Origin of the sequence: Pedobacter sp. AW31-3R (genome assembly GCF_052180285.1) — a bacterium.
Classification (GTDB): Bacteria; Bacteroidota; Bacteroidia; order Sphingobacteriales; family Sphingobacteriaceae; genus Pedobacter.
In genome coordinates this window covers 4,179,250-4,192,337 of the sequence record NZ_CP197475.1, presented here as the reverse complement: position 1 = coordinate 4,192,337, position 13,088 = coordinate 4,179,250, and the positions used below count along the sequence as shown (strand labels likewise).

Genomic DNA, 13,088 nt, shown 5'->3' with positions numbered 1-13,088 from the left:
TATTTGATAAACTTATGATTTCAGCGTTTCTTGTTATTAATTTAATTCCTGAACTGTGCTTGATGAAGCAGTAACCTCCTTATTGATCATGTAAAAAAAGACCCTGAACTATTCATATGAACAGTCAGGGCCTATTTCTCCCTGAATGGCCAGCAGAGAGATTCTTCTCGGAAGATATATCTTAAACCCCGGCTGTGATGGGTTTTTTCTTCCGCCTGGCAATGGTTTTTGCCATTTGTTTATTCATGATATCCCGCAGGTCTGCCAGGCATTTTTTCAGGTCACTGATCAAATCAATCAGCAATGCTACCTGATAATCTTCATCATTAAGTAGCCTCTTCCAGCTCCCGTCCGGAGAATCATATGGTTTCATCAACTGTCGCGGGATCTGGTAACGTTGTGCCGTCAACATACAGGCATAGGTGAAAAAACAAAGGCAACACTCGCTCAGTTGCCGTTCATAATACAGCTTCAGGCGCTTGTAACTTTTTGAATGTTTATAGAGCAACATATATGGAGCATACCTTTTTGCTTCGTGTATGACACGCTCATCTTCAAGGTCGCACAGTTCATCAAGACCGAAAATTTCCCGCAACCGGATTTTGTATTTTGCCAGCAGTTCGAACACCAGCATACAGTGCTCTACATACGGATCGCCTGTGTTATTAAAAAAACTCAGATCGTCTATCGGAACTTCATAGGCATCATAAAACTCTTCACGATACATCTTCATCGATCTTTTGAAAGTGAAAACATAAGCATACTCGTAAATATTGTCGTATAGCTCAGTAACCAGGTTCCCTAGTCCTCTGAAAGTTAAATTCAAATCAAACGGATCTTTTCTGGAAGGTTTCTTCATCTTAATTGTTTTAGATTAACAAATGTTTCAATTGGTTTGCTACCGTTTTAGCCGATTCATGAACCGAATGTAGGGTGCAAATCAAAAAAATCCAAAGATTCTGACGGACGTGTCCACATTTGTCCGTTCATGTCCACGTTTGTCCTGTTTGAACTAATTCCTTAGTCAATTTTGTAATCCGTTTTTGCCAGGCTTTCCCTGAAATAAGGGAACAGGATGAAAAGGGAATGATCAGCTCCCGGATGTTCCGTGATGTCTGCGGGAACTGCCCGCTACGTCCTCGGTTAGGCTGCGACTCAGTAGCGTATTATTTCCGAGAAAAGTCCGTGTAAAAATCACTAGTGTTTTTTACCCCCTCAAAAGTCGCAGTCAAGTCGCAGTTGACACGCAGGCGGAGCGAACGGTTCCCCAATGGTTGGCGACAGTTGATCAATTGTTTGTTGCTGGTCTGCTGAGACGCAGGAGCAGACAATGGCTGTTATTTTAATCCATTTTTGCAGCCGCGGGTAGATTTCCTGGATGCCGGTTATAACTTTGATCCAAAAATAAATGCAAATCAGTTATGGCTAAATTTGATGGGAAATTCCTTCGCGGAGTTATTGGACCAACGGTCCTTAAAAAAAGAGGAAACACGCAACAGGTGCTTGCAAAGAAAGCACCAGGTACAGTTAAACAAACGATGGCAACCAAACAGGCTTCAACAACCTTTGGACTTGCAAGTGCGTTAAGTGGCTGGATCAGGAGTGCCTTAAACCTGGAAACTCAAATAGCAGGTGATGGCTCTGTACCTTCCCGGCTTAGTGCAACGCTCAATCTATTGCTGATCCAATGCCGTGATCAGCTAGTCAATGAGTACCGGCTGATGAAAGACAGTTTCCATGGACTGACAGGCTTTGATTTCAATGGGGAGCGGCGATTGGCAGACCGCTTACCCGGAGAACTGACATTGCAGGTGAATGATGGAGTGCTTACCCTTGGCTTCGATGAACGTGAAATTCCACGCACGCTCAAATTTTCCAGGGGGGTGACTTCCTGTGAACTTACGTTCAGCATGATACTGATGAGGTTAAACAAAGGGCTGATCAGCCAAAAAACGATACGACATTCTAGGATGGTGCTTAATGAAAATGAGGACCTGAACGGGCTGTCTTTTAGCTTTGATGTGCCCAATGATTGCCTGTACATTATAGCGGCAAGTATGGAATACTTTAACAGAAAAAAACAAGTAGCGGATCCCGGACTGAACGTAGGAGGGATTCTTGCTGCCCGGATGATTCAAGGAGTGTATATGGAAAGCAAAAAAATCCTATGGCAGGAGATGGATCTGTGTTTTTAATTTCATCATGCAGGCGCCAATACCATCATAAAGGTTAGAGACAACCATGAACCGCATTCGAAATCGATGCGGTTTTTTTATGTTTTTTTTACAGCCTCCAGGACAATTCCTGGGCGGTAGTACGGAAGGAGTTTTTTCTGAAAAAAATCAACTAAACAGTTAGTTCAAACAGGACAAATGTGGACATGAACGGACAAATGTGGACACGCGGAGCTGAATGAGCTGCAATCGTCAGTTCTTACCGTAAGTTTGACTCAACGTTTTTAACCTACCGGTAGTAGCCACGTTGAATTCACAGAATTATTTATTTAAAATTTTAGAAAAATGGGAATCGTTAGTAATGGAATACTGGGAAGTGTTTCAGGTAAAGTTGGTCCGGTGGTATTGTGTACCTATCGCGACCAGGAAGTGATGAAAACAAAACCAAAAAAATCCTCTAAGCCGGCTGTACAGTCGCAGGTGGACCAGCGAAGCAGATTCAAAATCGTTACCGAATTTTTGCCGACCATCGCAAACATCGTGGAACTCGGCTACCAATCGAAAGAAAAGTCGACTTCAGCGATGAACAGGGCAGTGCGCTACCACCTGGATAATGCGATCACCGGGGTGTCGCCCGATTTTAGTCTCAATTACAGTAAAGTGAGGCTGACAAGTGTAAAGCTGAATACGGTAACCAATGTCAGTATTGTTCCATCCGCTACTCGTCTGGTAGACCTGAGCTGGGACGTACCAGAAGAAGCAGACATGGTGGCGGGTAACATGATGGGTACAGACCAGGCTGCAGTCGTTGCCTATTCAGAAGCTGAGGGAATCTTTTACACCAGAATGGCTGTGGCAAAGAGGGAAGACGGTCAATGCCAGATCACCTATCCCAAACTGTTTCTGGGCGGCAATGTGCATGCCTGGCTGGTATTTATATCAGCAGATCATAAGAGAGCCTTCAGGGATGTTTACCTGGGCAGCTTTAAGCTGATTGCTTAAATGCTTTAAGTCCGTATGAAGAAGCCATAGCGGGGGCGCCTCCGCTATGGCTTCTTACCCTACAAAACAGAATGACAACAATAAAAATCAGAAATCATGAATATAAAATATTTTAACCCCAATGCTGAGGAGGATCAGCTGCAGGTGTCTCCAGTTTCGTGGTATTCCTCACCAATAGTGCTCTTCGTTTCCTTAATGATCTTGTGGTTCTATATGCCGCTGCTGCTGAACGGCATAGATAAAACAGCAGGTGGCGTTGACCAGGGCATCTGGCTGGTGATCTTAATCAGTCTGATCAGTTTCCTTATGGTCTGCGCCTTGTGCTGGTGGCTCTTGCAGCGGTTCTGGATGATCCTGCAGCTCCCTTCACTTGAACTAATGGTGTCAAAATTTAAATATCTACCGCTATGGCAACAATTAATCTTCTTTTATGCCTCCTTTGCTTTGCTTTTATTGGCAGCACTGGGCTGCCTGATCGCAATTTGTTAGAAAAACGATGGCATCAGCAACAGTTGGTTTCGCAGCGAAATGAATTGTTGGCTATCGCTACGCGGGAATTGGGCGTGAGGGAACTTACAGGCAATAATGATGGGATAAGGGTGGAGGCTTATCTCGCTTGTGTCAAACTCAAAAAAGGACAGCCATGGTGCGCTGCTTTTGTGAGCTGGGTGTATGCCCGGGCAGGATTCAAAGCACCGCGTACGGGTTGGTCGCCCGCGCTTTTCCCCGCCACACGAGTGACAAAAGAGGCTAACCCCGGTAATGTTTTTGGGGTCTATTTTTCTACCCATCAGCGGATTGCACATGTGGGGCTGATTAAAAAGTTGGATGGCGACTGGATCATTAGTCTGGAAGGGAATACCAATAGCAGCGGAAGCAGGGAAGGAGATGGCGTTTACGAAAAAAGACGGCATATCAGAACCATTTACCGTATAGCGGATTGGGTAAAAGGAAAGGAGCTGAAAAAATGAAACGAAAATATGGGATACAATTCTTTGCACTGATGGGCCTGGCTTTGTACAGTTGCGGTGCTTTCAGACAAATGAACAAATCAAAGGAGGCGATGACGCAGGATTCCCTGTTGAAAATTGAAAAGCAATCAAAAACGGAAACAGCGAACCGGGAGCAAATGATACAGATGGAGAAGGACAGTGATTCGGCGGCCGGCAGCTTCCATCTCCTGATCTGGCCGAAAGGCAGATTTAGCCTAAGCGAAGGAAAAGGCTTTGAAGGGGAGGCCGATAGCGTTAAGCTGAACGGTGACTTCCAGAAATCTACCCGTCACAAAGCGCTCAGGAGTACATCATCAGCTCAGCAGACGTCGGTGACTGCTACCGCAAGTCAGCAGCTTCAAACAAAATCCAGGCAGGTGGAGAAGGCTGTCCAGCGTAAACCGGCTTATGCCCTGGGTATTCTTGTCCTGATGATCCTGGCCGTAACGGTTTTATTTTTATATAAAAGAAAGGATTTTACGTCAAAGTGTGGATTTGATTAGCGCCTGATTTTCTCCTCCTTCTCTTCTCCATACCCATCGTGTTCATCTTTCTGATCATGCTTAGCGGGGGTGTAGAGACCGATTTTTTGAGTCTTGTTCTTTAAATAGGTGGAATGCTTTCATCAATTCGGATTCTGGAAACTGTAGTAAAGGATTGTTTGGAAAGTTATTTTCTATTTTAGCTGTGTGTAAACTGTAATTCTGTTAATAAATTTGCGTTATAAAAATTTATTGAGTATGTTATCTCCATTATGGGTACGAATCTTAGATGTCGAAATTCCGGCAGATTGCAGCAAGCAATCGGTTGCCCGGATCATCGCAAAACAGATCAATCGTGCTATCCGGAAGAGGATATTGCTGCCGGGCACGACATTACCAACCAACAGAGCAATATCCGAACACCTGGGCACCCTATGCAGCAGAGCGACTATAGAATTGGCCTGGCATATCCTGAAGAATGAATACCGGGTCATAGGGACCAGAAAAGGCCATGGTAGCCATGTTGTGGGCAAAAAAACAACTGCTGCTGAGCAAACCCCGGAAATCCCTAAAATTATGTATCGTCCCAGGGAGAAGCGCTTTGACAAAAATAGCGTTCCTCCGACAGACCGCTTAGTGAAAGGTCTGGAAATCCAGCTCAGTAAAAGGTTTAAAGATTATGCGCTGCCGGATGAAACGAAGTTCGAAACAATGCTTCCCCACTTGGAGAACGCCTTGGTGATGCTGGTCAACAATGCCCTTTGTACAACCTATCAGGGAAATGAGTTGTATTATTCCCAGAGTTATACCCAACTCATTCATCACATCTGCATTGCGATGCTTAATCCAAGAAAAGTGTTTGTCGTAGCCGATACTACACCCTCCGCCATCATAGATGTGGTGAAGGCCTCCGGATTTAAAGTGATGGTGATCACATCAGATCCCGATGGGATTGATATGGAGCGACTGGAAGCACTGTTGACCGAAAAGATGGTTGGGACTGTCTATTTACGGAGCAGATCCAGTGTTCCCTATAGGCAAACGATGACGATGGAAAGGATTGACCGTTTGATGGAGTTTCAGGGGAAATTCCGTTTTACGCTGATAGAAGATGACAGGGATGCCGCTTTTCATGCAAATGAACATCATCCTTTAATGAAGCATGCTCAGGCATGCAGCAGGAATACGGTGTATATAAGGCCATTGTCGCACGCACACCCGGTATTGATGGAACTGAATATCGTTGTGGCCAGAACCGGGTTAATGAATAAACTGAAGAACCTGTTCAAAACTGTTGGCCCCCTGGTGAACCTGAGAGATTTATATTCCGTGCACCAACTGCTGCAAAGCCGCCTGTTAATGCTCTATGAGCTGAAGGTGCAAAAACAGTTGAGATCGAACAGGAAACTGGCTATGGGGGTGCTTACTTCTTCTCAATTATGGAAGCAGAGGCGGTTGCAGCAGGAAGCAGGTTTTTTCTTTTACCTGGAACTTAAAAATGGATGCCTGCCGGAGGGGATTGAGGAGATGCTCAGGGCAAAACACATCTTTGTGGTAAAGCATTCCGGGAATGCCCTGGTCATTAGCATTGCCGCTTATCTGGATGGTATCCACCTGATGGAAGATCTCCTGCACCTGAACGAATTCATTCATGAGGTGATGGACTTAAAAGTGGAAGGATAGGGAGATGAAAGAACTCAAAAGAGAGGTTTACGACTCAAATGATTTAGCCCATATGTTCCACAAAAGCCTGCGAACCATTTCGCGATGGAGAAAGATAGGCTTGCTCCCGAAAAATAAGGTGGGTGCAGGCTATTATTATCACCGGGAAGATGTGGCCAGTTTGCTCCGCCGGCTGGGTGAATAGCAAATTAGCTTTAAAAAACAATATTTACCAATGAAACCATCATGAGCCTACCGCTGAAAAACAGCAACTGAGAATGCTGATGATAGCTTCATATCCTTTAAAAAACAATATTTACCAATGAAAATAGTAAAATTTAAGACAGAAGATGTTACGCCCATCGTAGCCGCAGTATTGGCTTTATCGGGCATGGGAATGATCAGTCTGATCTTTCGGATTGCCCTGGAAGGGGAGTATGATCAGCTGAAAGGAAAATTTGATTCCTTTGAGCCAACACAGGAGATGGCCAAATTGGTGGAAGAACTGGATGATGAGGCTTCTCAATTGCTCAGGAAGTTCAGCAAAAAAATTTATGCCCTCTTATCCTGGATATGTAAAACATATCATATCCATCTGGAGAAGCTATTGGAGTCGACCGAATATACCGCAACTGTGCATGAGATTTTTTATACCTATACCATTTTTACCCGGGAGGAGACGGGCGGGGAAGATACTGGTTATGCAGTCACCTTAAATGACATGATGTTATATTTGTACAGCCTGAGAGGGCTGTACTCGGCAATGTATGCTTTCCTGGAAACGGGTAAGATCACTATGGAAACCGATGAAGTGTACTGGGAATGGTATATCTATATGCCGCATGCTTATCTCTTTGAGGGAGGTCATCAACATGATGTATCCACCCGTCTTTCGGCCATTACGAGAAAACTGGAAAGGGTTCAGCAGCAACTGACTGAACCCTGAATGTATTTATACTGAACATTTTAGTATAAATACTAAAAAAAGAATATCGCTATAACGATTTACTAAAAATATTAGTATAACTTTGTGGGGTTAAACCTTCAAATTATGCAAAGCGATAAGCACATCATCCACATGGATCAGGATGCCTTCTTCGTGTCGGTCGAAGTCCGTAAGGATCCTGCTTTGGCGGGAAAGGCAGTCATCATTGGCGGAACTTCTGAAAGGGGGGTGGTCGCATCCTGCAGCTATGAAGCAAGGAAATACGGCGTGCATTCCGCCATGCCCTCCAAGCTCGCCAGGCAATTGTGTCCGCATGCCATATTTATCAAAGGCAATATGGATACCTACTCCAAAGCCTCCCTGGAAATTACCGAGATCATCCGCGAGAAAGTCCCCCTCTTCGAAAAAGCGAGTATCGATGAGCATTATATCGACATGACAGGGATGGACCGCTTTTACGGCTGCATGCAGTATGCCCAGGAGATCCGGCAGAAGATTATCCATGAACTCCACCTGCCCATTTCTTTCGGCCTGTCGGTAAACAAGACGGTGGCCAAAATGGCGACCAATGAATGTAAACCCGCAGGGGAAAAGAATGTCAGGATGGAGGAGGTGCAGCCTTTCCTGAACCCTTTGTCGATCAGGAAAATCCCCGGACTGGGAGAAAAGACCTTTATCAGGCTCAGCGATATGGGCATCAAAAAAATAGTGACACTGACACAGATCCATCCCAACCAGATGCAGAACCTGTTGGGAAAAAATGGCCTGTCCCTGCTGGAAAAAGCGAAAGGAATTGACCATTCTCCAGTGGTCCCCTTTACGGAGCAAAAGTCGATTGGCACCCAGTGTACCTTTAAGGCGGATACGATAGACGTCACCCTGATCAATAACCTCCTTGCTTCCATGGTGATCGATATCGCCTACCAGCTGCGGCAGAAAAAGAAACTGACGGCCTGCATTACCGTGACGATCCGCTATTCCAATTTTGAGGATGTGACCAAACAGGTGACGATCCCCTATACTTCACTGGATAGCGTACTGATCGAAAAAGCAAAGGAACTGTTCCGCCAGGTGTACCAGAAAAGGATGCTGCTGCGCCTGATCGGGGTACGTTTCTCTAATCTGGTTTCGGGTTTTGAGCAGATCGACCTGTACAGTGAATCGAATGAGCAGTATGCGCTGGTGCAGGCACTCGATAAAATCCGCCTCCGCTTCGGACAGGCAGCGGTGACCAGGGCTTCAATGATGGACATAGATATTTAAGCGATGTACCTGAATGTCCATTCCCATTACAGCCTCCGCTACGGCACGATGTCTATTGAGAAATTGGTGGATGAGGCCATGGCACGCGGGATCAACCAGCTGGTGCTGACCGATATCAACAATTCCACAGGGCTGATGGAGTTGATGCGCTGGTGCCGGAAAAAGGGCCTGAAACCCATCGGAGGGATCGAGTTCCGGAAGCATAACCGCCTGTCCTATATCGGCATCGCCAAAAACAGGGAGGGCATCAGGCAGCTGAATGAATTCCTGACTTTCCATAACCTGGAGCAGAAGGAACTGCCCGATGAAGCCCCGGAATTGCCGGATGCCTTTTTTGTTTATCCCTATGGGTATACAGGGGAGCTGAAAAACGGCCATTTTATCGGGGTCCGCTTTGACCAGCTGCATACGCTTTTTGGGGCCGACCTGAAGGAGCTGAAACCCCGGCTGCTGGCTTTGCAGCCGGTGGTTGTTGCGGACCGGCTGGAATACCGCTTGCATGAGTACCTGAGGGGAATTGACCTGAACGAATTGCTGACCAAGGTGGCACCGGAAGATAAATGCAGGGAGACGGATAAGTTTCTGGACCCCGGCGAACTGGAGGAGAAGTTTTCGAAATACAGTTTTATGCTGGACAATACACGGAACCTGATGAACCTTTGCGAAATGGATTATCCCGAAGGGAAGATGAAACTGAACCGCAGGACGTTTACAGGCCATAAAACGGACGACCAGGCCCTGCTGACGAAGCTGGCGATGGAAGGGATGGTGTACCGCTACGGGGAAAAGAACAGCAAGGCGCTGAAAAAAGTGAAGGAGGAGTTGAAGGTGATCTTTGCCATGGATTTTGCCGCCTATTTCCTGATTACCTGGGATATCATCAGGTATTCAATGGGACAGGGGTATTACCATGTGGGCCGCGGATCAGGCGCGAATAGTACCGTGGCCTATTGCCTACGGATTACGGATGTCGACCCGATTGAACTGGACCTGTATTTTGAACGTTTCCTGAATGAACAACGGAGCAGTCCCCCGGATTTTGATATTGATTATTCATGGGACCAGCGCGAGGATGTGCAGGATTATATCTTTAAGCGTTATGGCAGCCGGCATACCGCCTTACTGGGAACGATGTCGACCTTCAAGGATAGGTCGGTGATCCGCGAGATCGGTAAAGTGATGGGCTTGCCCAAGTCGGAGATCGATGGGTTTACGGATCCGACAAGGTCGGTATTCAACAGGGATAACCTGACTTTCAAGAAGATCCTGGCGATTTATGAGATCATGGGGGATATGCCGAACCAGCGGAGTATCCATGCCGGCGGAGTGCTGATCTCCGAAGAACCCCTGACCTATTATACGGCACTGGACCTGCCGCCAAAAGCCATGGCTACGGTGCAGTGGGACATGTACGAGGCGGAGCTGATTGGCTACGATAAGTATGATATCCTTTCCCAGCGGGGGATAGGCCATATCAAGGAAGCAGTTAAACTGGTGGAGGAAAACCGGCAGGAACGGCTGGATATCCACCAGGTGAAGGCTTTCATGGAGAATCCCACCCTGAACGAACGGCTGAAATCGGGAGATACGATCGGCTGTTTTTACATCGAATCCCCGGCAATGCGCCAATTGCTGACCAAGCTGCAATGTGACAACTACCTGACCCTGGTTGCCGCCAGTTCGATTATCAGGCCCGGAGTGGCACAATCGGGAATGATGAAGGCCTATATCCAGCATTACCATGCCCCGGCAACAGTGAAATACCTGCATCCGGTGATGGAAGAACAGCTGAAGGAGACCTATGGGGTGATGGTGTACCAGGAGGATGTGATTAAAATCTGTATCCATTATGCAGGGATGGATGGATCGGATGCGGATATTTTAAGGCGGGGGATGAGCGGGAAATACCGCTCCAGGATAGAGTTTGATAAGCTGGTGGAGAAATTCCATGAGGGCGCCGCTAGGCTTGGACGCCCCGCTGAGGTGACCAATGAAGTGTGGCGGCAGGTGTCGAGCTTTGCAGGCTATAGCTTTTCAAAGGCACATTCAGCGAGTTTTGCCGTGGAAAGCTATCAGAGCCTTTTTTTAAAGACGTATTATCCCATGGAGTTTATGGTGGCCGTGCTGAATAATTATGGTGGTTTTTATAAACGCTGGCTGTATGTACATGAGCTGCGTAAAGCCGGGGCGGTCCTGCATCTGCCTTGCGTAAACCACAGTACGGCCGTGGTGTCGATCTCAGGAAGGCATGCCTACCTGGGGCTGGTGGGCGTGGAAGGGCTGGAACAGAAGCTGATGGAACTGATTCCCCGGGAACGCAGGACTGCCGGTGTTTTTCTTGGCCTGGAGGATTTTCTGAAGCGCACGTCTATTGGACTGGAACAGGCCGTGATCCTGATCCGCGTAGGGGCAATGCGCTTTACGAAGAAGAGCAAGAAGACGTTGTTGTGGGAGGTGCATATGCTGCTGGCCGCTAAGAAGAAAGCGGTGAATGAGGCAGAGCTGTTTGCTGTGGAAGCGAAAAATTATGAATTGCCTGAACTGCTGAATACTGCGCTGGAGGATGCCTACCATGAACTGGAATTGCTGGGCTTTCCGGTAAGCCTGTCGATGTTCGACCTGTTGAAAACTGCATACCGCGGGGATATCCGCACGAATGACCTGATGGCGTATGTGGGACAAACGGTGAAAATGGTGGGTTTGTATGTGTGCGAGAAAACAGTGCATACCAAAAATAACAAGAAGATGTGGTTCGGTACCTTCCTGGATGCCGACGGGAATTTCTTTGATACGACACATTTTCCGAATACGACCCCGCTATATCCTTTCCGCGGCACAGGCTGTTACCTGATCCTGGGCAAAGTAGTGGATGATTTTGGCTTCCCCAGCATCGAGGTGAGCAAGTTCGCAAAACTGCCGATCGCAGATAATCCGGTAATGGACTAAGCAAAGCCCATTTACTTTTCTGTTGGCTTTGCTGTCAGATCGACTGCTGGAAAATGACGCAGGTGGTCGTAGGGTCGAGCGTCGCAAATTCTTTTAGTCCCCAGGGCTGGTTTTTGATGACGTTTAGGTTGGGGTGCAGGATCTCAGGTGCCCTTTCCCTGATTTCCTGGTAGATACTTTCAATGTCATCGGTCGCAATCCGGATCTCCGGTTTTTCCCCCTCAAATTCCTTGTAATGGACAAGCAGGAAGGTGATGTCATCGCGTTTAACAATGTACAGACTGTCGTCATGGTAGTTGAGGCTGAAACCCAGCCCCTCAATGAAGAACTGGAGTCCGATCTGGATGTCTGCATAAAATACTTTAGGAAGAATTTGGTTCAGTGCCATAAAAAAGGATTTTTGCTCAATTTAAGTATTTTACAGGAAAGAAGAAGGTAAATTTATAGCGGTTGTTGATGAAAGGGGGGATAATTGATGGAGCGAAGCAGCCATTTATCGAAAGGGAGCGTGTGGAAGGTAGAATTGGCAGTTGATATGGCGCAGCAACATAAAAGCAGCAACATAAAAAAGATACCAGGTTTCTGATAAGCGGATTCTTATGTATATTATTGCAGCAGGAGTCCGGCTTCCGATAGGATAAAGGATGGTAAAACAGGCGGTAAACAAATACAGGATATGAGAGTTTCAGTGATAGGTACAGGTGCGATAGGCAGTTATTATGGAATGATGCTGGCAAATGCAGGGCATGAGGTTGATTTTTTGTTGCGCAGCGATTATGCATATGTGAAGGAAAATGGTTTGCACATGCGCTCTGCTGTCCATGGGGATGTCGTTTTGCCAAAGGTGAATGCGTTTAAGCATACAGCAGATATGCCAGTGGCAGACACGATCCTTGTTTGCCTGAAAACTACACAGAACAAGAAGGTGTTACAGGATCTCCTTCCTCCGCTACTCAAGAAAGATACGGTGGTGATCCTTATTCAGAATGGACTGGGTATGGAGGAAGATCTCGCCGCTCAGTTTCCCGGATTAAGTATTGCCGGAGGAGTAGCACAGATTGCCGCACAAAAGGAGGCCAGCGGCCTTGTGGTGCACCAGGATTATGGAAATCTCGACCTTGGCAGCTATACCGTACAGGAGGCTGCTGCGCTGGAAGAGTTTTCTGGTCTGCTGAATGCAGCAGGGGTGCGGTCCACCACCCAAAACCTGGGCTATCTGCGCTGGAAAAAGCTGATCTGGAATGTCGCCCTCAATGGCTTGTCCGTGGTGCTGGATAAAACGACTGCAGAGATTTTAGCAGATGCACAGGACCTGAAAAGATGCAGGGCGATCATGTCGGAGGTGGTTAAAGGGGCCGTTTCCTGCGGTGTTCCCCTTCCGGATTCCCTGGTGGGAGAGATGATTGCCTTTACCGAAAAGATGAGGCCTTATCTGCCCAGCATGAAACTGGATTATGACAATGGCAGACCTCTGGAACTGGAATATATGTATCAGAGGCCAATCCTTGCCGCAGCACGCGCAGGATTTGACATGGCAACAGCGAAGGCCTTGTACCAGGAGCTGCAGGAATTGACTTCGCTGCCGCATATTCCCGGGGACAATGGATGAGGTACTGCTGAA

General features: G+C 47.0%; 13 protein-coding genes. 11 read left to right on the top strand and 2 right to left on the bottom strand.

What is annotated here, in order from left to right; all coding sequences use genetic code 11:
- Window positions 1–181: 181 nt before the first annotated feature.
- On the bottom strand, window positions 182–859 hold the full coding sequence (locus tag ACSBL2_RS17175; RefSeq protein ID WP_442587779.1) for a hypothetical protein: 678 nt from the start codon (window positions 857–859) through the stop codon (window positions 182–184).
- A gap of 562 nt (window positions 860–1,421) precedes the next feature.
- Here ACSBL2_RS17175 and ACSBL2_RS17170 point away from each other — a divergent pair.
- The 10 genes from ACSBL2_RS17170 (at window position 1,422) to ACSBL2_RS17125 (ending at window position 11,467) form a co-directional block, all read left to right on the top strand.
- Window positions 1,422–2,195 carry a hypothetical protein gene (locus ACSBL2_RS17170; protein WP_442587778.1) on the top strand — a complete coding sequence of 258 codons (774 nt, stop codon included), beginning with the start codon at window positions 1,422–1,424 and terminating at the stop codon, window positions 2,193–2,195.
- A 324-nt stretch (window positions 2,196–2,519) separates the two neighbouring features.
- A complete protein-coding gene (locus ACSBL2_RS17165) occupies window positions 2,520–3,176 on the top strand; it encodes a DUF6266 family protein (RefSeq protein WP_442587777.1) in 657 nt (218 codons plus the stop codon).
- 96 nt (window positions 3,177–3,272) lie between these two features.
- The gene (locus ACSBL2_RS17160) at window positions 3,273–3,665 is read left to right on the top strand and encodes a hypothetical protein (RefSeq protein ID WP_442587776.1); all 393 of its coding nucleotides are present in this window, start codon (window positions 3,273–3,275) and stop codon (window positions 3,663–3,665) included.
- Window positions 3,584–4,147, top strand: a complete 564-nt coding sequence (locus tag ACSBL2_RS17155) for a peptidoglycan-binding protein (protein ID WP_442587775.1) — start codon at window positions 3,584–3,586, stop codon at window positions 4,145–4,147. Before ACSBL2_RS17160 ends, ACSBL2_RS17155 begins: the two co-directional genes overlap by 82 nt.
- On the top strand, window positions 4,144–4,671 hold the full coding sequence (locus ACSBL2_RS17150; RefSeq protein ID WP_442587774.1) for a hypothetical protein: 528 nt from the start codon (window positions 4,144–4,146) through the stop codon (window positions 4,669–4,671). Before ACSBL2_RS17155 ends, ACSBL2_RS17150 begins: the two co-directional genes overlap by 4 nt.
- A gap of 237 nt (window positions 4,672–4,908) precedes the next feature.
- A complete protein-coding gene (locus ACSBL2_RS17145; RefSeq protein WP_442587773.1) occupies window positions 4,909–6,333 on the top strand; it encodes a hypothetical protein in 1,425 nt (474 codons plus the stop codon).
- A gap of 4 nt (window positions 6,334–6,337) precedes the next feature.
- Window positions 6,338–6,517, top strand: a complete 180-nt coding sequence (locus ACSBL2_RS17140; protein WP_442587772.1) for a helix-turn-helix domain-containing protein — start codon at window positions 6,338–6,340, stop codon at window positions 6,515–6,517.
- Window positions 6,518–6,634: 117 nt separating this feature from the next.
- The gene (locus ACSBL2_RS17135) at window positions 6,635–7,258 is read left to right on the top strand and encodes a hypothetical protein (RefSeq protein ID WP_442587771.1); all 624 of its coding nucleotides are present in this window, start codon (window positions 6,635–6,637) and stop codon (window positions 7,256–7,258) included.
- 105 nt (window positions 7,259–7,363) lie between these two features.
- Entirely contained in the window at window positions 7,364–8,521 is a 1,158-nt protein-coding gene (gene dinB, locus ACSBL2_RS17130) for a DNA polymerase IV (RefSeq protein WP_442587770.1), read from the top strand.
- A gap of 3 nt (window positions 8,522–8,524) precedes the next feature.
- Window positions 8,525–11,467, top strand: coding sequence for a DNA polymerase III subunit alpha (locus ACSBL2_RS17125; protein WP_442587769.1), 2,943 nt, complete (start codon window positions 8,525–8,527; stop codon window positions 11,465–11,467).
- 34 nt (window positions 11,468–11,501) lie between these two features.
- Here the strand turns inward: ACSBL2_RS17125 and ACSBL2_RS17120 are convergent, their stop codons facing one another.
- Window positions 11,502–11,855, bottom strand: a complete 354-nt coding sequence (locus ACSBL2_RS17120) for a hypothetical protein (protein WP_442587768.1) — start codon at window positions 11,853–11,855, stop codon at window positions 11,502–11,504.
- A 288-nt stretch (window positions 11,856–12,143) separates the two neighbouring features.
- Between ACSBL2_RS17120 and ACSBL2_RS17115 the strand changes: the two genes are divergently transcribed.
- Entirely contained in the window at window positions 12,144–13,076 is a 933-nt protein-coding gene (locus ACSBL2_RS17115; protein WP_442587767.1) for a 2-dehydropantoate 2-reductase, read from the top strand.
- Window positions 13,077–13,088 lie beyond the last annotated feature (12 nt).